19 protein-coding genes and 1 pseudogene are annotated in these 21,141 nt (G+C 61.4%); 7 read left to right on the top strand and 13 right to left on the bottom strand.

Going from position 1 to position 21,141, the window contains the following annotated elements:
* Positions 1–64: 64 nt before the first annotated feature.
* Genes GXN78_RS39785 through GXN78_RS39770 form a run of 4 tightly spaced genes read right to left on the bottom strand, consistent with a single transcriptional unit; the run spans position 65 to position 3,428 of the window.
* Positions 65–814 (bottom strand): SDR family oxidoreductase, encoded by a 750-nt coding sequence (locus tag GXN78_RS39785; RefSeq protein WP_106560412.1) that lies wholly within the window; start codon positions 812–814, stop codon positions 65–67.
* On the bottom strand, positions 815–1,618 hold the full coding sequence (locus tag GXN78_RS39780; RefSeq protein WP_181360679.1) for an enoyl-CoA hydratase-related protein: 804 nt from the start codon (positions 1,616–1,618) through the stop codon (positions 815–817).
* A gap of 50 nt (positions 1,619–1,668) precedes the next feature.
* Positions 1,669–2,160: an aromatic-ring-hydroxylating dioxygenase subunit beta gene (locus tag GXN78_RS39775; protein WP_106560411.1), complete on the bottom strand. Its 492-nt coding sequence runs from the start codon at positions 2,158–2,160 to the stop codon at positions 1,669–1,671.
* Positions 2,160–3,428 carry an aromatic ring-hydroxylating dioxygenase subunit alpha gene (locus GXN78_RS39770; RefSeq protein ID WP_239143159.1) on the bottom strand — a complete coding sequence of 423 codons (1,269 nt, stop codon included), beginning with the start codon at positions 3,426–3,428 and terminating at the stop codon, positions 2,160–2,162. Before GXN78_RS39770 ends, GXN78_RS39775 begins: the two co-directional genes overlap by 1 nt.
* A 149-nt stretch (positions 3,429–3,577) precedes the next feature.
* Between GXN78_RS39770 and GXN78_RS39765 the strand changes: the two genes are divergently transcribed.
* Positions 3,578–3,898 (top strand): 2Fe-2S iron-sulfur cluster-binding protein, encoded by a 321-nt coding sequence (locus tag GXN78_RS39765; protein ID WP_106560409.1) that lies wholly within the window; start codon positions 3,578–3,580, stop codon positions 3,896–3,898.
* Here GXN78_RS39765 and GXN78_RS39760 read toward each other — a convergent pair.
* From GXN78_RS39760 to GXN78_RS39730, 7 genes and pseudogenes are all read right to left on the bottom strand, one after another.
* Positions 3,895–4,788 carry an acyl-CoA thioesterase domain-containing protein gene (locus tag GXN78_RS39760; RefSeq protein WP_239143093.1) on the bottom strand — a complete coding sequence of 298 codons (894 nt, stop codon included), beginning with the start codon at positions 4,786–4,788 and terminating at the stop codon, positions 3,895–3,897. The genes GXN78_RS39765 and GXN78_RS39760 overlap by 4 nt on opposite strands.
* Entirely contained in the window at positions 4,785–5,537 is a 753-nt protein-coding gene (locus GXN78_RS39755) for an NAD(P)H-dependent oxidoreductase (protein ID WP_164256377.1), read from the bottom strand. Before GXN78_RS39755 ends, GXN78_RS39760 begins: the two co-directional genes overlap by 4 nt.
* Before the next feature lie 585 nt (positions 5,538–6,122).
* On the bottom strand, positions 6,123–7,037 hold the full coding sequence (locus tag GXN78_RS39750; protein ID WP_106560407.1) for a LysR family transcriptional regulator: 915 nt from the start codon (positions 7,035–7,037) through the stop codon (positions 6,123–6,125).
* Positions 7,038–7,273: 236 nt separating this feature from the next.
* Positions 7,274–8,081, bottom strand: a pseudogene (locus GXN78_RS39745) (IS5 family transposase).
* 297 nt (positions 8,082–8,378) lie between these two features.
* Positions 8,379–9,275 carry a prephenate dehydrogenase/arogenate dehydrogenase family protein gene (locus tag GXN78_RS39740; protein WP_308812458.1) on the bottom strand — a complete coding sequence of 299 codons (897 nt, stop codon included), beginning with the start codon at positions 9,273–9,275 and terminating at the stop codon, positions 8,379–8,381.
* Between the two features lie 34 nt (positions 9,276–9,309).
* The gene (locus GXN78_RS39735; RefSeq protein ID WP_146163237.1) at positions 9,310–9,546 is read right to left on the bottom strand and encodes a hypothetical protein; all 237 of its coding nucleotides are present in this window, start codon (positions 9,544–9,546) and stop codon (positions 9,310–9,312) included.
* Positions 9,547–9,914: 368 nt separating this feature from the next.
* Positions 9,915–10,880 (bottom strand): tripartite tricarboxylate transporter substrate binding protein, encoded by a 966-nt coding sequence (locus tag GXN78_RS39730; RefSeq protein ID WP_164256374.1) that lies wholly within the window; start codon positions 10,878–10,880, stop codon positions 9,915–9,917.
* Positions 10,881–11,311: 431 nt separating this feature from the next.
* On the opposite strand from GXN78_RS39730, the gene GXN78_RS39725 reads away from it, so the two are divergent.
* The 4 genes from GXN78_RS39725 (at position 11,312) to GXN78_RS39705 (ending at position 16,650) form a co-directional block, all read left to right on the top strand.
* On the top strand, positions 11,312–12,388 hold the full coding sequence (locus GXN78_RS39725) for an amidohydrolase family protein (protein ID WP_106561375.1): 1,077 nt from the start codon (positions 11,312–11,314) through the stop codon (positions 12,386–12,388).
* A gap of 12 nt (positions 12,389–12,400) precedes the next feature.
* On the top strand, positions 12,401–13,885 hold the full coding sequence (locus GXN78_RS39720; RefSeq protein WP_106561376.1) for an NAD-dependent succinate-semialdehyde dehydrogenase: 1,485 nt from the start codon (positions 12,401–12,403) through the stop codon (positions 13,883–13,885).
* A gap of 91 nt (positions 13,886–13,976) precedes the next feature.
* Positions 13,977–14,885, top strand: a complete 909-nt coding sequence (locus GXN78_RS39715) for an NAD(P)-dependent oxidoreductase (protein WP_106561377.1) — start codon at positions 13,977–13,979, stop codon at positions 14,883–14,885.
* 632 nt (positions 14,886–15,517) lie between these two features.
* A protein-coding gene (locus tag GXN78_RS39705; protein ID WP_219910147.1) for an IS3 family transposase occupies positions 15,518–16,650 on the top strand; the annotation gives its coding sequence in 2 pieces (ribosomal slippage) (positions 15,518–15,770 and positions 15,770–16,650; 1,134 coding nt in all).
* Positions 16,651–16,774: 124 nt separating this feature from the next.
* Here GXN78_RS39705 and GXN78_RS39700 read toward each other — a convergent pair.
* Both GXN78_RS39700 and GXN78_RS39695 read right to left on the bottom strand, forming a co-directional pair.
* Positions 16,775–18,103 carry an IS701 family transposase gene (locus GXN78_RS39700; protein ID WP_164256372.1) on the bottom strand — a complete coding sequence of 443 codons (1,329 nt, stop codon included), beginning with the start codon at positions 18,101–18,103 and terminating at the stop codon, positions 16,775–16,777.
* 419 nt (positions 18,104–18,522) lie between these two features.
* Complete coding sequence (locus GXN78_RS39695) at positions 18,523–18,801, bottom strand: hypothetical protein (protein WP_106561380.1); 279 nt, start codon at positions 18,799–18,801, stop codon at positions 18,523–18,525.
* A gap of 607 nt (positions 18,802–19,408) precedes the next feature.
* On the opposite strand from GXN78_RS39695, the gene GXN78_RS39690 reads away from it, so the two are divergent.
* Positions 19,409–20,245, top strand: a complete 837-nt coding sequence (locus GXN78_RS39690; protein ID WP_106561381.1) for an SDR family NAD(P)-dependent oxidoreductase — start codon at positions 19,409–19,411, stop codon at positions 20,243–20,245.
* 69 nt (positions 20,246–20,314) lie between these two features.
* The gene (locus GXN78_RS39685; protein ID WP_164256370.1) at positions 20,315–21,088 is read left to right on the top strand and encodes an SDR family NAD(P)-dependent oxidoreductase; all 774 of its coding nucleotides are present in this window, start codon (positions 20,315–20,317) and stop codon (positions 21,086–21,088) included.
* Positions 21,089–21,141 lie beyond the last annotated feature (53 nt).

Raw genomic sequence — 21,141 nt, 5'->3', positions numbered from 1 at the left:
CGGCGCCAGCTTCCATAGACTGCTTTCACGCGCGCGATAACGGATTCGACGGTGGCGTGGTCAATCATGCGCCGCACCCCATGCCGCCCGAGACGCCGATCGCCTCGCCGGCGATGAAACCCGCATCCTGCGACGCGAGAAACGCCACCGTAGCCGCCACTTCCTCGGGCGTGCCGAGCCGGCCTGCGAGCGTGGCGCCGGTCATTGCGGCGAGCAGCTTGTCGCCGCCGTGGGCCACCGCCTGCTGCAGCAGCGGCGTGTCTATGGGGCCGGGCGCCACGACATTGGCAGTGATGCCCTTGCCGCCGTTCTCACGGGCAATGGACCGCGTGAACGCGATGACACCGCCCTTCGCGGCCGCGTACACCGCGCCGCCGCGCGAGCCGAGCCGCCCGGCCTCCGACGCGACATTGATGATTCGCCCATAGCCTGCCGCCTGCATCGCGGGCAAGGCAGCATGCGTAGTGTTGAGCACGGATTCCAGGTTGATCGAGAGCAGGCGACGCCAGTCGGCAGGTGTGGTTTTCGTGAAGAACGCGTGCTGATCCACCCCTGCGTTGTTGACCAGGATGTCGAATGGGCCATGCGCCTGGATGGCTGCGTGGACGGCTTCGAAATCGGTCACGTCCAGCGTGACTGCAATACCGCCAATTTCAACCGCGAGTTGCTTCGCCAGTTCGCCCTGCAGGTCAGCGATCGCCACAGCGGCGCCATCGGCGGCCAGGCGGCGCACGATCGCAGCGCCGATGCCGCTCGCGCCACCTGTCACCAGGGCGCGTCTTCCCTTCAGTCCGGAGCCGGTTGCGTTGCCCATTCAGCGCCCCGTGAAGCGCGGCGCGCGCTTTTCAATGACGGCGGCCAGGCCCTCTCGCGCATCAGCCATGCCGGACAGCAGCGCCTGCGTGCTGTTCTCTTCGGGCATGGCCGCTTCCACGCCTTGTCCGATGCCGCTCCAGAGCAGCCGCTTGGTGTTCGCGAGCGCGGCGGGCGCTCCTTCTGCGAGCTGCCGGGCCAGTGCCCACGCCTCGTTCTCGAGGCCGGCATCAGGCACCACGCGTGTGACGAGGCCCATAGCCTTGGCTTCTGGCGCGGTGATGACCGGGTTGAGCATGAGGATCTCGGTGGCCTTGCGCAAACCCACGAGTTGCGTGAGCGTCACCGACACACCCGCATCGGGAACCATTGCGACGCGCGTCGCGCCCGCCAGGAATCTGCTCGATTCGCCCGCGATGACGAAGTCGGACGAGCACACCAGGCCCATGCCGCCGCCACCCGCCGCGAAGCCCTGCACGGCGGACACCACCGGCGGGTTCATGCGAATCAGCAGCGAAGCCACGAGTTGCAGGTAGGACGTCGCCACGCGGATGTAGTCCGGCAGTTGCTCGCCCTTCGACAAGAAGGTGTGAACGTCTCCGCCGGCGCAGAAGTTCTTCCCCGCGCCGGTGATCAGTACGGCGCGCACCCTGCCGTCGCCGTGAATCTGCATCAGCACCTCGTGCAAGGCCTTGAGCAGCTCGATGTTCAACCCATTGGCGGACTCGGCGCGGTTCAGGCGCACGTGCGCGACGCCACCGGTATGAAGTGTCAGCAAGACTGGGCCTTCGCCCTGCAACACCATCGGCTGCTGCGTTGTCGAATCGTTCAAGCGCGTCTCCTCGGTGTTCTTGTTCAGATCAGGAACGCCATGGAATACATGGCGGTCGAGTTGTTGACCAGCACGACCGTCTTGCGCGCCATGCGCAGGCCGTCCGCATCGCGGCGCAGCAGGTATTCGTTGCGCGATGCCCAGGTGAAGTCGCCGCGGGTCTGCGATTCGTAGACCATCGCGTTGGCCGTCACCAGGATCTCGTCGCCCTCCTCGCGCAGCACCTCGATGTTCGACACTAGGCGGCGGAGGCGCGAGCGCGGCGTCTGGCTGAAGCGTTTGCCGGTATGGAACTGGCGGATGCGCAGCGCAATGCGCGAGCGGTTGTCGTAGATGATGGACATGACCTGCTCGGGATCGCCGCCGTCGCCATTGGCGGGGACCCAGTACACGCCGTCATCGGTCCAGAGGGACTCCCAGGCGTCGTACTCGTGGTCGTCCTGCAGGCGTGCTTCGCGGTAGATGAACAGCGTCACGTCTTCCAGCGTCGCGCGCTGCTCGGCGGTCAACGGCATCACGCGGCCTCCATCAGCGCGCGGTAGTGCCGCCAGATGCCGCGCGACGGCGTCTCGTCCGTCGCGTCGCCGATGAGAAACCCGCTTTCATCGCGGCGTTCACGGTGCTTGCCACGCCCGAGGAAGAGGTATTCCGGGTTGCGCGACTGCACGCCGAGCTGCGTGCGCTCGTACATTTCCGCATCGTCCGCCAGCAGGAATCCGGCCGGGCCGACCGACCCCATTGTCTGCTGGCGCAGGCGACGGTTCAGGTCCGGCGTACCCTTGAACTGCAACGCCGTCACATGCTGCACCGTCTCGTTCACCGAAAGCGGCTGGATGACGAAGATCTGGATCTCCGCGATGAAGAGGTTGGGGAAGATCATGATGTGCGGCGTGCCATCGATCATGATCTTGCGCGCCTTCTCTTCGCCGTACGCGGCGTTCATGTTGGCGGTGTACTCCGGCAGTTTTTCGGCGGTCGTGCCGAACCAGCTCATGGGCACGTCGCGCTTGCGGAATTCCGGGCGCAGGTCGTTCTCGGTATGCCCGTTGCCGAAATCGCGCGAGACTGCCGTCGAGTCGCTGCTGTACAAGGTGCCGATGCCGCTTTGCGCCACCTCGAAGATGGACGCGTGCACGAATGACGGGTGATAGCCGTCGGTCTCGTTTTCCACCAGGAATTTCCAGTTGGACTTGACCTTGTGCTTGAGGAACCCGGCGGTGATCTGCACCTCGCCCTCGGGCGATGTCTCGCACAAGGCGTCAATGGACTTCATTGCCGCGCCCAGGTGCTCTTCCAGCGTCGGCCCTTCGGCGGCCATGGAGGCGAACACGAAACCGCGATAGCTCTGCACGCGGGCGACGCGCCCGAGACCCAGCTGCGAGCGGTCCGCGCCTTCGTAACCGGAGGGGAAGGGATAGCCTTTCAGCGCGCCGTCGTTGGCGAACGTCCAGCCGTGATACGGACAGGTGAACGAGCGCGCGCTGCCATGATCGGTGACGCAGACACGATTGCCGCGGTGCGGGCAGCGGTTGTGCAGCAGGTGAATGGCGCCATCCTTGGCGCGCGTCATGATCACCGGCTCGGGGCCGATGGATTTCACGATGTAGTCGTTGGCGTTGGCTACCTCGCTCTCGTGGCCAACGTACACCCAGGTGCGAAACCAAATGGCCGCGAGTTCAGCCTGGAAGATGGCTGGGTCCGTGTACAGCGAACCATGCACATGGTCGCCCTGCACCAGTTGGTCCCAGTTTGGCGGGTTGGCGGCGGCCTGTGCCGGGACGATCGGAATCACGGTTGAGCAGTTGTCCAAGAAGACCTCCAGAGAATCAAACGGAAAGCAGGTTGTCCGCAGCCCGTGTTGATGCAATAATAGTCCGACGAGACGGACTATGTCAACCTGTCTCTTTGTCTTTTTTCAGAGGAACAATCCGCATGCCTACCGTTGTATTCATCGACCATGCCGGGGCCGCGACCCGCGTGGAAGCGCCGCTCGGCAAGAGCTTGATGCAAGTGGCCGTGGACAACGGCGTGACGGGCATCCTGGGCGATTGCGGCGGCTCCTGCAGCTGCGCCACCTGCCATGGTTATGTAGATGAGGCATTCCTGGGCCTGCTGCCGCCGCGAAGCGAAACCGAAATGTTCATGCTGGAAGGCGTGCCGGATCTGAGGGACAGCAGCCGCCTGTGCTGCCAGATTCGAATGCAGCAGCAGATCGACGGCATCGTGGTGCGGCTGCCCGAGGAACAGGTCTAGTCGACGTAGGCCATCAGGCACTCCTGCGTGCCCGATGCGACGAACCGCCCCTGTAGGTCGTGGAAGCGCGCGACCGAGAGCCCCCTTCCACTGATCGCGCACGGGCTCACCGCCTCCACATGGAGCCACTCGTCCGCTCGCACGGGATGGTGCAGCCAGATGGCATGGTTGAGGCTGGAGATGTAGAGCTTGCGCGGCCCGATGTCGCGCAGGTGCATGGACAGACTGCTGAAGTTGAGCCACCAGTCCGAGAAAAAGGCGAACGCAGCGGCATGGATGCGCGCGTTGTCCGGCAAGGGGCCACGCGCCTTCATCCAATAACGGAAACGCTCCGTGGCCGTCGCGGCGGACAGTTGGCGCACGGCGTCGGGAATGCGGAATTCCACACTGGGTTTGTGGTTCTTAGAATAGCCGCCAAGCCGCTCTAGACCCCGGCGCAGGGCGAGGTCCAGGCCGGCCAGGTCGGGCAGGTCCAGCGGATGCTCCCCGAGGGGCGCCGGGCTGAGATCGGCATGTGCGGGTGCATCGAGCGGCAATGCGCAGGTGACCTGCGCGTCGAGCACCGTGCGCCCCGCTTGTACCGCGCGTACATGGCGCGAAGAAAAACGCTTGCCGTCCTGCAAGGGCGTGACGGTGAAATCCAGGGGCTGGTCCGGCATCGCCCCTTGCAAAAAAAGGAACTGCATCATCGTCGGCGGGCGATCCCGTGGCACATCCATCAGTGCTGCCATCATGGCCTGCCCCAGCAGCTGGCCACCATAGGAGCGGCCGTTGTTGTTGGCGTCGCCGTAGCGGGTGCGCCATTTCCCAGGCGCGATGGCTTCGGGCGTAAGAAGGGCCTCGACGTCGTACTCGTCCCACTTCGGAAGCCTCGACATGGGCGCGTTCACCGCGCCTGCTCCAGTGCGCGGCGATGCCCGATGGTGCGCGGCGCGATGCCGGGCTTCAGCCGCCAGTCCTTGCCGAAATCTTCGAGGGGGTGCATGGGCATCGGCGACTCGCCCTCGATCCCCGTCAGGCGCGCCGCGTAGTCGTCGAGATACTCTGCCCGCTTTTCGGGGGTCGTGTAGTGGATCGACCACGCGGCAAAGGGGGCAAGCACGCCAAAGCCCGCATAGGCAAGCGTTCCGTGCTGCAGGTGCCAGAGATTGATGTCCAGGTGGGCTAGCAAACCGTCATGCTCGACCATCCCGGGATAGCAGGCGGTGGTGATGCTCACCATCGCTCGTCGTCCCTTCATGCCGCCCGCGTCGAAGCGGCGGCCGCTGCCGTAAACCAGGCCGTTGACAAACACGCGGTCGATCCACCCCTTCATGATTGCGGGCATCGAGAACCACCATAGGGGGAACTGCAGGATCAGCATGTCGCAGGCCCGCAGCTTGTCGATCTCTGCCTGGATGTCGTCGCTGAATGCGTGATGCGCGCTCGCGTGCTTTTGCTCGCGGTCGTACTGAAGCGCATCGGGAAAGCGGCGCTGCGTAAAGTCATCCGCGCTGGCCACCGGATTGAAACCCATCGCATAGAGGTCAGAGACTTCGAGCTGATGGCCGGCGGCCCTCAGGGCGCCCGCGCCGCGATCGAGGAGGGACCCCCCGAAGGATGTCGGTTCTGGATGCGCAAAAACAATCAGCACTTTCATGGGCGGGTCCTGCAGGTGTCGCACTCCTGTAATCATAAACCGACACGTCGGGCTATTTGCAAGAATGATGGAATGCCCGCACTTCTTGCGCGCAAGATCTTTCCTGTTTGTCCCGGCCGACCGCCGCCAGAGAGGTCGCGCCCGCCGAAATCCGTCGCTTTGTTGAATCGGTCCACACCAGCACGCCGAGCGACCCTTCACCTATCTCGAGTGGGCCCCTCCGGGCGCCACGGCTCCACGCTCACGACACCCTGGAGAGGATCAGTCGCAGGGGGTCACGAATGTCGATGCGGTCGAGCACATGCGCACGGATGGCATACAGGTCGACGATGCTCGGTTGCACGGTGTCGCGTCGCTGCACTTCGCGCACATGGACTTCAGCGGGACGCTGAGCATCAGCGTCCAGAGTACGCCGATGCAGTGCCGCTGCGGCTGACGGGTGGCAGACGAAAGCTGCGCGCCAAGTTCGTTGCACGCCTTCGCAGTGCGAAAGCAAGAGTTCTCGAGGCCGACTAGCAAGCCCCCGCCTTTCCACCTAGTGCCGGTCGTGCCACGCCGCGAGGGCCACGGCACCGAACAAAACACTTAGGCCGGTCGAGGCCTGCTGGACAACACGTGATCAATAAATGCGCGCAGTTTCGGAAGCGCACTTCGCCGACTAGCGTAATACAGCCCCAATCCAGGAAATGCCACCGAAAAGCTCTCCAGAACGACCTCCAGCGTTCCCGCCTGAATGTTGCGTGCCACGAGAGATCGAGGGAGCCTGAACAGTCCTACTCCCTGCTCAGCGGCCTCGATACAAGCGGCCACGTCGTCCAGTATCAAGGGGCCCCGAACCGGGACAACGCATCGTTCACCCTGAACGATGAATGGCCAGTCGTCCACAACAACGCCCGCCTGCCGAAACGTTATGCACGGAACAGTCCGAATATCATCCGGCAGCGAGGGCCGACCATAGCGTGCCAGCAGCGAAGGGGCGCCGACCACCACTTGCGGCTCTTCCCCGGTCAGCGGCACCGCAACCATGCCCGCCTGCACAAATGTCCTCGGGCGTACTCCGGCATCGCATCCTTCTGCCACGATGTCCACCAACCGATCGTCTCCGACAAACTCCAGCTGCAGCCCTGGATTCGCGAGCAGGAATCCCGACACAAAACGCTTCGTCAGCATAGGCACGCTCGCTCTTGGGACACTGATCCGCAACAGGCCGGTGACCGAGTTCCCCAAACTGCGGGCGGACTCGACCCCCTGAAGCACTTGCTGAACAGCAGGTCGTACCTGAAGTAGCAGTCGTTCACCCGCTTCGGTCAATCCGACGCTCCTCGTAGTGCGTGCTAGCAGCGTCACGCCAACGCGAGTCTCAAAAGAACGGACCGCTTGGCTGACAGCTGATGGAGTGACGCCGAGGCGCCTCGCAGCGGCACGAAAGCCGCGCTCTTCGGCCACTGCCAGGAACACCACCACACCATCCAGATCACCTCGACCAATTGTGTAGCTCATCTACACAGTATGACCTCAAGTGGGATTCACAAGCCTCACCTTATGGCAAGGATGCTTTTTCTGCAACTCTCAAACTGCTACTCTGACCTCGACAACCAAACAATCTCGCACCTTTCACATCAAAAACATTCGGCGGCATAGGCCGGCTCGCAGGCTCGTAGACCAAGTGGCGCGGTCAACTTAGAGCAACGAACTTCATCCGTCCTGCCGGGGCTACCGAACACGTGACTAAGAGCTTATCCGTAAATTATGTTGACATCGGTAGGCACCTTGCGGAAGGCGATGATGGCGGCGGCGAGATGGTTGAGCGCGACGAAGCTGCGCTCGAGTTTCTCGTAGCGCACGAGCAACTTGCGGAAGCGGTTGAACCAGCTATGGCAGACCTCGACGACCCAGCGCCGCGCCTTCTTGTTTGGATCGCGCTGCTTGATGTCGGCTTCGGTGCGTCGACCAACGACGTGCGGGATGTAGCCGTGGTCCTCGATGGTGCGAAGGTGCCCGGCTCCCCGGTAGCCCGCGTCGGCGCACAGATGCTTGTGTCGCCGATGTCGTGGATCCTTGCGCCTGACGACGATGGTGGTGAGTACGTCGTCAAGCCGCTTGCAGTCATGGACGTTGGCCCCGGTCACGACGAGCGACAACGGGACGCCACGGCCGTCCACCAACAGGTGGCGCTTGCTGCCTTTTTTTCCCCCCATCCGTCGGGTTGCGGCCGACGGCTTCCTGTGCCAGCGGCGCCTTCATCATCGCGCCGTCAACGCTCTGCCAGCGCCAGGCAATGCCCTCCATCTGGTCGTACTCGGCTAGGCCCGCCTTCCACAAGTCTTCGAAGAAGCCGGCAGCTTCCCACTCAAGGAATCGCTTGTGAACGGCGCTTGCGCTGCCGAAGCGTTCCTTGGGCAGCGCCTTCCACTGGCAACCGGTGCGCAGCACGTAGACGATCGCCTCGAACACCAGTCGAGCCGGCTTTGGCGGCCGGCCAGCCCCAGGCTTGCGCACATAGATCTTGTCCGCCGCCGAGCGCGCGGGGATCAGCAGCTCCACCCGCTGCCAGAACTCATCGGTCACTACCCATGACTCAACACGTTTCGCCAAGATCTCGATCCAGCACCGCGCCCAATGCGGCTCAGATCGATAGTTTACCTATTTACGGATAAGCTCTAAGCTTCTGCAGCAGCGTGCGCGGATTCATAGCCGACGTCCGGTCAGCCGTTGCTGCGGATCGCGCGAGCGCGCGCCATCAGGCACCGGGTAGCGCCGGGTCGAGGGGCCGGCCTTGAGCAGCTGTCGTTGCCCGAGACCATGGTGATGTCTGTCCGTTTTATTCGACACCAAGTCCGCCTAAGGAGATCGATCATTCCGGGGAGGCAGCCCTGCCGATCGGAACCTTGCTCTGCTGGCATTTTCAATGCTTTGAGATAGCGCCATCCCATCGCCAGCGGCAACATGGTTCTCCAGCTCCATCAAAGCCCGACGAAATATTTGGGACTGCAAAAGAATCTGTTCCCGGTTGCACAGGAAGATGTCGCGCCACATTTCGGGGCTGGAAGCAGCAATCCTTGAAAAGTCAGCAAATTCCGCTCCTGCGAGCTTGAGCAAGTCCAAGCCTCCGGGCTGAGCCTTAATGGCTGACACTGCCGCAAAAGCCAACAGATGCGGCAAATGGCTTACGACGGCCATTGATGCGTCATGGTCCGCCACACCCATCGTGGAGACATGGGCTCCCAAAGCCTTCCACAGACTTGCCGCACGCTCCACCTGCCGCACCGAAGACGCAGCGACGGGCGTCAGCACGACCTGTCGATTCAAAAACAAGTCTGGGTCCGCGTGCTCCGGTCCAGACGCCTCCTTACCGGCAATGGGATGTGCCGGTACAAAGTTTTCCAGCCGAAGGAGCGTCCGCTGAGCAGCATCAACCACACTGCCCTTTGTGGACCCCACGTCCATCAAAAGGGTTTGACTACCGAGGCCGTGCTGCATAGCCGCAAAGACGCTTTCAGAGGCGGCGACAGGAACGGCGACCAGAACAAGATCCGCGCCGGAGATAGATTGCAGAATCGAAGATGAACACACGTCAATTACACCCAATTGACGGGCCTTCTCGGCCATTGAATGGCAATTGCTGTATCCGACCACGCGGCGCACCAAGCCGGCCCGCTTGAGCGCCAAAGCGAAGGAACCCCCAATCAGCCCGCAGCCTATGAGGCCCAGGACATCAACCAAGTGCTTTTTGGACATTGAGCCTCAGGTTCCGCTGGATTTGGGCCACCCACTATTCCTGCAGAGCTTGCACGCCCTCCTTTGTGCCTGCGGGGTTGTTGAGCATCTTTTGAGTGGTTTTGATGCCATCCAGTGCAGTCTGCAAACCTTGCGTCTGCGCCAAGCCTGCATTCCACGAGGTGGCTTGCGCCGCAAGCAACGCGTGCCGTGCGACCAGTTGCGTCCACTCGAGCGCGCGATGAAACTCTCTTTCTGACGATGTCACTTCCGGAGAAAAATCGAAGCGCACAGTATCTGCCGTATCGAATTCGATGTCCTGTAAGCAATAGCTTGACTGCGTCGCCCTCCAACATGCGGCAGACGACCTTCAACCAAACTGGCCTCAGCAGTTTGAGCAAGCTCCTCTTCGGCGATTCAAGTACCACGCTCAGCTCGGAAAGCGACATACCCTCGCGAGGCCGACACAAGTGCATCAAACATCGAAGTAGGCAGGTGAGAGTTCTTGGCGCCCGGAGGTCCCGCAGCGCCCAGATCCGGCTGCTTGGCGCTGGGACGGTGGCAGTTCTGGGCATCGTGAAGTCCAGGATGTGCCGGTTCGTCCCACGCGAGCCGTGTCCACAGTCGCTGGACCGAGTCCACGGAGCGATCCGAATTCAACTATTCCTTTGGAATCTTGAGATCGACAATAAGCTTTCCGGCTTCGACAATTTCCTTCGCGATGTATTCCCGAAACTCAACCGGCGTCATGAATGAAGAGTCAACGCCATCAGCCCGGAAGCGCTCAATCAATTCACGGCTGCTCGTCGCATACTTCAAAGCCTCCGAAAGTTTCGCCACAACGTCTGGTGGTGTGCCCGCCTTTAACACCAACCCGATCCAGTAGGAATAGACCACATCAATGCCTTGCTCTTGCAAAGTCTGAACATCGGGAAGAACGCTGACTCGGGCGGGGCCGGTAACCGCCAACGCCCGCATCTTCCCAGAACTGAGGAACTGAGCGCTGCCGGCGTAGCCGTCAACAAAGAGGTCGACGCGACCTGAGACTACATCAGCGTAGGCCGCAGACGCTCCCTTGTACGGAACGTGTAAGACATCAACCCCGAGTTTGCGCAGCGCCAAGGCGCCCGCGAGATGCGGAGCGGTCCCAATTCCAGGCGACGCAAACGAAAGCTTGGAACTGCGCGCACGGGCCGCAAAGGCTTTTAAGTCTTTGTCAGGCAGATCAGCGCTCTGCTCGATGATCACCGGTCCTCGAATAATCGGGCCCAAAGGAATGAAATCAACGAGAGGATCGTAACCTGCATCCTTTTTCAAGGCTGGCTGAGTTGAGAACGGGTTTGATTGCGCCAAGATTGTGTAGCCGTCTGCAGGAAGGTCTTTAGCGGCCCGGGTGGCCAGGACGGTATCGCCTCCCGGGCGGTTCTCCACTACGATGGGTTGCCCAAGTTTCTCACTCATTTTGAGTGCAACGAGTCGAACGGAGATGTCCAGAGCACCCCCTGGGGTCACAGGTACGATGATCCGGATCGGTTTGCTCGGATAGTCGCTGGCGGACGCCGTGAACGCGAAAGTCAAGCCAATCGAGAGAGCGGCAATGCTGCGTTTCAGGACTGAATTTCTCATTAAGAATGTCTCCATTTTAGAAGTCTAGGTTTGTAAGTTGGCGCAATGCAGCTGCGTGAATACCCTGTGGCTTACCGATGCTCCGTCTCGCCTCAGTTGCAGGTGGGGAGAGACTGTCTTCCAAACATTGACGTACTGTCCAGACACTTTTTCTTGATGGCTTCGTAACTTTGAATGACGCAGCGCATCACATCTGATGCTCAAAGAGTTCGACTGATAGTTCGAAACCGACGCATGGCATCGCAGGGCTCGAATCGCGTTAGGTGCGCGTCAACCCTTAGTCTGACGGAGGTCAGCCGGCCTGTCAGTCGTCGCTGAACGATCAGATATGGTCAGGCAAAGTTACCCAAACAGCCACAAAAAGCGTCTCGACAGTCACATCATCAGGAGTCAAAGTTCGCCAATCGAATGTGCTGAATGCAAGGCCAACCATGATTGCTTCCGATATGCAGAAGTCAGCGTCCCCATTCTCCGGTCCGCGCCCGCCCAATGAAGATTGGCTTCGCAGGGCGCTGCCTGAGGCCCCGATCGATCCAACGCTGCCCATCGTTGACCCTCATGTTCATTTCTGGGAACTCTCCAGCGGGTATAGGTACTTCTTGGAGGAGTTTGCGAGAGATGTCGCCGCATGCGGTCACAACATCAGATCCACGATATTCGTTGAGTGCAACTCCATGTACCGCCGGAGCGGTCCTGCGCACTTGCATTGCGTGGGCGAAACTGAATTTGCAGTCGGCATGGCAGCTATGGCGGACAGCGGAAAGTACACATCCACTCGCGCAGCTCAAGGGATCATTGGCTTCGCTGATCTCGCGCTGGGCGACCGCGCTGCCGACGTACTCGATGCGCAGCTTGCTGCCGGAAACGGACGCCTCAAGGGAATCCGCCAGCGCGCCAAGTGGGATGCAGACCCTGCGGTCCGAGGAGCAATGCACGCTGACGGTCCGGGTCTGTACCTTCGGCCGACGTTCTCGAAGGGCATCGATAGGCTGGTGGAACGAGGGTTACTGTTCGAAGCAAGCATCTTCCACACGCAGATTGGCGATGTAGTCGAGTTGGCTCGCGCGCATCCTGACTGCAGCATCGTGGTGAATCACTCTGGAAGCCCGGTAGGACATTCCTCTTACGCGGAAAAGCTCAATGAGGTCCACGCGACTTGGTTGACCGGCATGCGGGAGTTGGCGCGCTGTTCCAACGTGTCCATCAAGATGGGTGGCCTGCTCATGTGTCTGGGCAACTTCGATTTCACTGTCGCACCACGTCCACCGACTTCGGAAGAACTGGCATCGCTTTGGCGGCCATACATCGAACCATGCATCGAACTTTTTGGAGCCGGCCGCTGCATGGTCTCGTCAAACTTTCCCGTGGAAAAGGTTGGCGTTCCCTACGGCACGGTCTGGAACATGTTCAAGCGTCTGACCGCAGGCTGCACGGAGCACGAGAAGCGGCAGATTTTCTCCGAGACAGCTCGTCGTGTGTACAGCCTCGGACCAGAGAACGAAGCTTGAATAGGACGATCAATGACGAATGCTGCCCCTGGTCAAACTAAGCCCGACGGCGTGTCGGGCTATCCACGGCTCGGACTGTATATTGATGGGAACTGGATCTATGAACGCGAGTCGTGGACTGAAGTCAGAAACCCGTCCGACGAGAGCCTGATTGCACAAACTCCTCGGGCGACCAAATCCGATTTGGCGCTGGCGCTCGATGCCGCACAACGCGGCTTCCTGATCTGGCGCGACACCGCGCCAGAAGAGCGAGTTCGAATAATCCAGAAGGCAATCGGGCTTTTGCGCGAGCGCAGTGAAGCCATCGCGCGCATCATCACCCTCGAGCACGGCAAAGTTCTGAGCGAATCGCGCGGCGAGGTCGCGCGCTCTGCGAGCTTCCTCGATTGGAACTGCGGCGAAGCGTTGCGCATGTACGGAACAGTTGTGCCTTCCGGACCGCGAACGCAAAGGCTTGTCATCCGCCAACCAATTGGACCTGTTGCTGCATTCACGCCGTGGAATGTGCCACTCAGCTCTCCCTCTCGTAAGGTTGGCGCGGCACTGAGCGCAGGATGCTCAATTGTCTTGAAGGCGGCTGAAGAGACACCCGGCGCAGCATGCGCCTTGGTACAGTGCTTTGCGGATGCGGGGGTTCCCCCAGGCGTTCTGAACTTGGTGTTCGGCGATCCTGCTCAGATCTCGTCAGCGCTGATTGCATCGCCCGTCATCCGTCTAGTCACTCTAACGGGCTCTGTCGAGATCGGAAAGCATCTGACGCAACAGGCGGGCGCCGCAATGAAACCGGTGCTGATGGAGCTCGGCGGCCACGCCGCAGTCATTGTGTGCGACGGCGTCGATGCCTCGAAGGTCGGGCGAATGGCGGCCAAGACGAAAATGCGAGTTGCGGGTCAGATCTGTGCGTCGCCGTCAAGGTTCATTATCCACCGCAATGTCTATGAAGAATTCGTTTCTGCATTTGCCAGCGCAGTCAATGAGCTGCGCCTTGGCGACGGCCTGGACCCGCAGGTTCAGATGGGGCCACTGGCGAACGGCCGGCGACTTGCTGCCGTCCAGGCGCTCGTGGATGATGCGAAGAATCGCGGCGCACGCGTTGCTGCGGGGGGGCATCGCGTTGGCGACTCCGGATACTTCTTTGCGCCGACTGTGCTCGCCGAAGTTCCCTTGGACGCCGCGGCAATGACGCAAGAGCCATTCGGTCCGGTTGCCCCCTGCGTCTCCGTCGCCAGCCTCGACGAGGCGATCCAGCTCGCGAACAGCTTGCCCGTCGGGCTGGCAGGGTACGCGTTCACCAATTCACTTCACGATGCCGAAAGAATCACACGTGAGCTGGAATGCGGGGTGCTGTTCATCAACAATTTCGATATCGGTCCGCCTGGCGCCGATCTGCCATTCGGTGGCGTGAAAGACAGCGGCATCGGGCGTGAGGGCGGATCCACCAGCCTTGACGCCTACACGATCTCGAAAACTGTGCTGCAGAGTACAGCGCAGGTATAGAGTGCGCGCATCGGTCTTGACCCGTTCTTTAGGCGCGACAAAGGCGTAGCTGGCGTCGTAGCAATTCACTACTCCCACAGGAATCAATAGCATGAGCGACCAACTTCGCACCCAAACTGTCGGATTCATTGGCCTGGGCATGATGGGCCTGCCGATGGCAACCAACCTTCTGAAGAAGGGTCACAAGCTCGTCGCCTATGATATTGACGCGCGCGCGCTCGCTGATGTCGTCAGGCTTGGTGCAAAGGCGGGTGAAGGACCGGCCGATGTCGCTAGCCAAGCAAGCGTCGTGATCTCGATGGTCGATACAACGGCCCAAGCTGAGGAGGTGATTGTCGGCGCCGGGGGGGTGATGGACAGAGCCCAGCAGGGCGACATTGTTGTTAGTATGAGTACTATTGATCCAGTATCGCTTAGGGCCATGCACAAGACGCTCGCCGCTAAAGGCATCGGCTTGATCGACGTCCCGGTGTCTGGTCAAGTAAAAGGCGCGATCGCAGGCACGCTGAAGGCCTCGGTCGGTGGAGAGCTGGCCGACTTGGAGAAGGCACGGCCGGCACTTGCCTCGATGACTTCGGAGATCGTGCACTTCGGCTCGATTGGGCAGGGAACGGTCATGAAGTTGATCAACAACCTGCTGAGCCAAGTGACCAGTGTCGTAGTGGCCGAGGCGCTCGTATTGGGCACCAAGGCCGGTCTCGATCCTACCCTGATGGTAGATTCAATTCTCAAGTCGACAGGAAACAGTGCAGCATTCGAGTATGGAGCGCCGAGAATCCTTAAGCGCGACTTTAAGGGTATTCGCATGGACATCGTCGATAAGGATCTGGAGTTGCAAGTGCAACTTGCGAAGTCTTTCAAAGTCCCGCTGTTTATGACGAACATTGCCCACCAGATCTACCAGGCGGCCCGCGCACAGGGGTTGGGAAGCGAAGACTATGCCGCATCGATCGTGAAGGTGTACGAGAACATAACCGGCGTTGTCGTGAAGGGGAAGTGATCCTCGTCAGCACCCGCGCGACGGAAGAGCGAGTTGAAAAGGATATTCATCACTGGATCTTCTGATGGGCTTGGCGCGAGAGTCGGACAACTGCTGATAGCAGCCGGATTCGAGGTAGTACTGCATGCCCGCAGCGAGCAAAGGGCGGCGGACGCAATGCACAAAGTGCCGGGTGCGAGCGCTGCTTTGGTCGCAGACGTGTCCACGCTCCGAGGCTGCTACAGGCTTGCGGAGCTTGCAAATTCCCATGGCACATTCGACGCTGTCATTCACAATGTGGCCGTGTTCCATCGAGAAGACCAGGGCCTGACAGAGGATGGCTGCACCTCTACATTCACAACGAACTCACTTGCACCATACGTGTTGACGGCCGCGATGCAACGTCCGGCGCGCCTCGTCTATCTTAGCTCCGACATGCATATTGGAGGTCGACTGGACTTCGACGACCTTGGATGGGCTCGTAGGCCCTGGGACGGAACGCAGGCTTACTCAGACACGAAGCTTCACGACGCGATGCTTGCGTTTGCCATGGCACGTCGCTGAGAGCCGGTCGCGCAAATTTGAACACGCCGCAAAGTGGATAGGCTGCTCCCGTGGGCGAGGATAGAGCCCGGATGACAGGAGCAGACGACATGAGCAAAAGACCCCGCCGCAATCACTCAGCGGCATTCAAGGCCAAGGTGGCGATCGAGGCGCTGGCCGACGGCAAGACGATCGCCGAGGTGGCACTCAAGCACGACGTTCATCCCAATCAGGTGACAGAGTGGCGACGCCAGTTGATCGAGCGCGCCGCGGGCGTCTTCGGGGGCGCGACGGCGCCAGAGACGCCGCCGGTTGACATGAAGGTGCTGCACGCCAAGATCGGGCAACTGACCCTGGAAAACGATTTTTTAGAGGGTGCGCTCACCAAGGCGGGATTGCTGAGCGCAAAGCGATGATCGACCGTGATGCCGAACTGCCGATCAAGCGCCAAGCCCTGTTGCTGGGCATTAGCCGAGGCACGGTGTATTACCACCCCGAGCCGATTTCTGAGAGCGAGCTGGCGTTGATGCGCCGCATCGACGAGTTGCATCTTGAACACCCGTTCGCCGGCAGCCGCATGCTGCGCGATCTGCTGCGACTGAGGGGCATCGAGGTCGGACGGCGGCATGTGAGCACGCTGATGCGGCGCATGGGTATTCAGGCGCTGTACCGCAAGCCCAACACGAGCAAGAAGCACCCATCACATCCGGTGTTCCCGTACCTATTGCGGGACTCGACCATCGAGAGGGCTAACCAGGCTTGGGCCTTGGACATCACCTACATACCGATGGCCCGAGGCTGGGTGTACCTGGTGGCGGTGCTGGACTGGGCGAGCCGCCGGGTTCTGGCCCATCGCGTGTCGATCACGATGGAGGCGGACTTCTGCGTCGAGGCATTGCAAGAGGCTGCCGCGCGCTGGGGCGCGCCAGAGATCGTCAACACCGACCAAGGTAGCCAGTTCAGCAGCTGCGATTTTGTCGCCGCGGTGAAGCGAATCGGCGCGCGCCAGAGCATGGACGGCAAGGGCTGTTGGCGGGACAACGTTCTCGTCGAGCGACTGTGGAAAAGCGTGAAGTACGAAGACGTGTACCTGAAGGCCTGCGAGAGTGTCAGCGCCGCACGCAAGCACCTGGCCGCCTACTTCGATTTCTACAACGCCCGGCGCCCGCATCAGTCGCACGACGGGCGCACGCCAGACATGGTCTACTTCGCCACGCTGCCCACGATGAAGGAGGCTGCCTGATAGGTTGAACCATGAGTACATGGCTCAACCGGGGCGCCTCCGGCGGCCTGGCAGGGGCCTAGTCTTACTGTGTCAGATATTTGGTGCTCGTTGATGCCGAAGACAACAGGGACATCGGGGCAGGTTACGAGCCAGCAGTGCGCCGATACGCAATCGCAAGCTCGTGATGGAGGATGGGACGTGGCGCTGCGCCCTCTGGGCTTCCCCGAGGTTGGTAATGCGTGGGTAGGGCAGGCTCTTGGCGTGCGGAGTTTTTTTTACCCCCGACCTCGTCGGGGTGCTGCAGCCGCTGCGCCAGCAGGAAGCCGTAGGCGGCAATGCTGAGACTGGCGTGATGATGAAAGCCGCGCCAGCCCCGGCCTTCGTACTGTCCAAGGCCCAGGTCCTGCTTGAGATCCTGGTAGTCACGCTCGATGCGCCAGCGCATCTTGGCCTCGTAGACCATGCGCTCCAGCGACGTGTCCTCGGGCAGCGTGGACAACCAGTACTTCAGCGGCTCTTCGTGGCCCTCGGGCCACTCGATGAGCAGCCATTGCGGCTCGCGCAGCTCGCTGCGCTGCTCGTCGCGGTGCGCTGCACGTACCCGCACGCGGACGAAGTGCGAGCGCAGCGCAGAATTCGTGCCCTCGCGCCAGGTCACTTCTTGCCAGTCGTCGGGCTCGATGTCGAAGGCCACGTCCTTGACCGTGCGGGGCCGGTGCTCGGGGGCGGTGGCGTCGCCGCGGCGCAGCCGCCGTGGCACGCGGCCCCTACCGCTGTAAGGCTTGGGCGGCAGGGGTTCGTGCCCGGGCGGCCATACCGTGACGCTGCCCGTCACCCCCACAACGTAGCGCAATCCAAGCTCGTCCAGGCGTTCGCGAAACGCCGTGTCCACGCCATAGCCCGCGTCGGCCAGCACGCAGTGCCTCGGCGCCCCCTGGGTCATCAGGTGTTCGATTTGCTGCAGCGCGATTTGAGGCTTGGTGGCGAACTCGATCGCCTCGGGCACGCCGGCCTTCTCGCGTCGGGCCTCGTCGTCGGCCCACTCCTGGGGAAGGTACAGCTGCCACGCCACCGGAATGCTGGCCGCCGCGCAGGCCAGCGACACGCTCACTGCCACCTGACAGTTGTCCTGCTTGCCCAGCATCCCGCAGTATTGGCGCGCGACGCCCACCGAGTGCCGCCCCTGCTTGGGAAATCCTGTGTCATCGATGATCCACCAACCGCCGTCGCTGAAATCCATCAGAGGCACGACCCACTGGCATATCCCCAGCAGCATGCGCTCATCCGACCAATTCGCGTCGGCCACGAAGTGGTGCAGCGACTGGTGGCGCGAACGCACATTCAGCGGGTCCATATGTGCCGCCATCGGCTCCACGCTCTTGCGCTGCAGCGGCGACATCAGCCCCGTGGTGTACCCGCGCAGCCCGGCGTGCCGATCTGAATGTCCCAGGCCTTCGCTCAGATGGGCCATGTACCGCTCGAATTCCTGCAAAGTCTTCCATCAAGGTTCGCCCTTCTCCTGAAGAAGTGCGCATAATGCCTTGATTTCGCTCAAATTACTAACACAGTAAGACAGAGATTGAGAGAATCAAACCGCAGCCAATCCACTTAACTCAGGCCGGTGCGTGTTCAAGCAACCGGGGCCGGCTCTCTGGTCCGGCGTGTTATCGAACGCAGTAGACCCGGGGTGGGTTCCGACGCGAATGGGAGGGTCAGCGCTCCAGGAGACCTCATGTCAGGCGCGGCGACGCAGGTCTGGCTTGCGGCAAGTCAGGATCCAGCCGCACTCGCCACCGGGAAGTTCTTTCTTCGCAAAAAGGCCGAAGCACGCGTCAAGGGATGCCCAAGACGAGATGCTGCAGGATGAATTGCTGGATCGATTTGCAACGATTACTGGAATTCGCTTAGCCGACTGATCCGCGATTCATCGCCACGGGCCGCTCGCGGCGGGTTCTCAGGCAACGGATCCAGCGGGGTCGTCGTCGCGCACACCGTGCTGGTCGCGATCTTCAGGTAGCGCGAGGTGGCCAGGCCTTCTGGCCTTCTGCGGCGGGTGTGCACTGTTAGCGCCATCCTGTCTTTCCTACCCTGTACGGCTTGCGCACGACCGAAGTTCAGCGTCTCCGCCTGGAGGATCTCGATTGGGAACAGGCTGTCATCCGGGTGCATCGATTGCGAGTCCGGATCGGCTCCCGGCGGACAAGGCGCGTCCGCCTTGGCGGACGCCGATCAATAGGCCATACGTCGAAGTTGTGGCTGCACCAAGAATTCAGTATTTCTTGAGAATCGGACTGCGCGACACAGTAGCCAGCACGAAGAACGCACGCACTCATGATCGAGCCTAAGCCACTCGACGCAAGCGCGCGTCAGATCCATTGAGCACGGATCCGCATCTACATGGACGTCACCACGAAGCAAACCAAACCTGGGCAGGGCATCGCACCACAGCTCTTCATCGACGAGGAACGGCTCGCCCTTCGCACAGAGGACGTGATCGAGCCCGATCTCCCGACCCTCGATCCGCACCATCACCTCTGGCATAGAGCATCGAAGTATCTCGTGCCCGAACTTCTGCAAGCCTGGAATCGAATGCGAAGAATGTTGACGACTGTATGGAGTCGCCTTGATCAAGCGTTCACGTCTTCCTTCGTAACCCCTCGGTGGTGCGGTTGGGTTACCGAGCATTCAGAAAACGCTACGCGACAACTGCGCGGCACGCGGTCATAATTTTTTTGCTCGCGCAATCGACGTCGACAGAGAGACAAAGGAATCTGACATGACCGTAAACAGCAATGACGAGGGACGCACAGCCACTAAGCGACTTGCGGACAAGGTCGCGGTGGTCTTCGGCGGAGGCCAGAGCGTTGGTGAAGGCTTGGGTAACGGCCGGGCGGCATGTGTGCGCTTCGCGCGTGAAGGCGCCCGCGTGTTGGTGGCCGACAGGAGCCTGGTTTCGGCCGAGGAGACTGTGCGGTGGATCAGCAGCGAAGGCGGCGATGCCGTGGCCTTCGAGGCGGACGTGACTCGCGAGTCGCAGATCGCCGCGGCCATCGACGAGGCCGTTCGCAAGTGGGGATCGCTAGACGTCCTGCACAACAACGTCGGCGTCAGCCTGGCAGGCGGCGACGGGGAACTGACGGAGATGTCCGCCGACAGCCTGGACAGCCAGTACCGTATCAACTTCGGCGGGACCGCCCTGGCCTGCAGGCACGCACTGCCGATCATGCGCAAGCAACGCGGCGGCGCGATCGTCAACATCTCGTCCGCCGCCGCCGTTGGTCTTTCGCCCTTCGCGGGCTACAAGGCGGCCAAGGCTGCAATCAATGCGCTGACCGAGCAACTCGCCCTGCAGAACGCGCAATACAACATCCGTGTCAACGCAATCATGCCTGGCCTGATCGCCACGCCGATGGCTGTTGAAACGCGCGCCCGCACCTGGAACAAGACACGCGAAGAACTGATGGCCGAGCGCTCCACGAAGGTGCCGTTGGGCCGCGCGGGCAGCGCCTGGGACGTTGCCAATCTTGCGCTCTTTCTGGCATCGGATGAAGCGAACTTCATCACCGGGGAATGCATCCTTGTGGATGGCGGGCGCATTCACAACCGCATCTAGAAGGCGCATGTTTGCGCGATCTGCGCCGCAGGTGCCTTCGCGCGTCGTAATTTGAGCAGGAGTAGAACGTTGATCATCAAGGACGGAACCGACCGCGTGGCGACCGTCACCGGAGGGGCCTCGGGGATTGGGTCGGGCATCAGCCAGACGCTGGCCTGTGACGGTTTTCGCATCCCGATGGTGAGCCGGAGCGACGAAGTCTTTGCGCGCGCGGCCGAGCTCGAGCGACAAGGGCATTTGGCTGTGGGCATGCAGGCGGACCTGAGCGCCATCGCTTCGATCCAGGGCTTGACCACGCGCGTTCTCAACGAGATCGGACGATGCGACGTGCTCGGCAACAACGCCGGCACGCACATTAGGAAGCCAGACGGACAACGTATCAGGTTCGAAGAAATGACGATGCAGGAGTGGAACTTCTCCCTCGCGCTTCACATGACCGCACCCATGCTGCTGTGCCTGGCCTTCCTCCCCGGTATGAAGGAACGCGGCTGGGGCCGCATCGTCAACATCTCGTCGCGTGCGGCGCGGACGTTCACTATTCAATCGAGCCTCCCCTATGCGGCCTCGAAGGCCGGCAGCATTGGACCGACTCGCGCGATCGCCGGCGAATTTGCGCCGTTCGGTATCACGTGCAACAGCGTGGCGCCCGGCCGCATCTGCACGTCGCTGACCGACATCGACACCGATAGCCTGAAACAGGCTTCGTTGGTTGGAATTCCGGCGGAGCCGGATCGGCGACCCGATGGAGGTCGGAGCGGCCGTCAGCTTCCTGGCTTCCGACCAGGCCGCTTCGTCACGGGCACGACGCTGGACATCAATGGCGGTGCGTTCATCGCGCCTTGATGCGGCGCCACCCCGTTCTCGAATCCCGTTAGTGATCGGCATTGGAGGTTGTT

This window comes from Variovorax sp. WS11 (assembly GCF_010499245.1).
Lineage (GTDB): Bacteria > Pseudomonadota > Gammaproteobacteria > Burkholderiales > Burkholderiaceae_C > Variovorax.
Note: the sequence above shows the minus strand (reverse complement) of the source record. Positions and strands in the feature narration are given on the sequence as shown.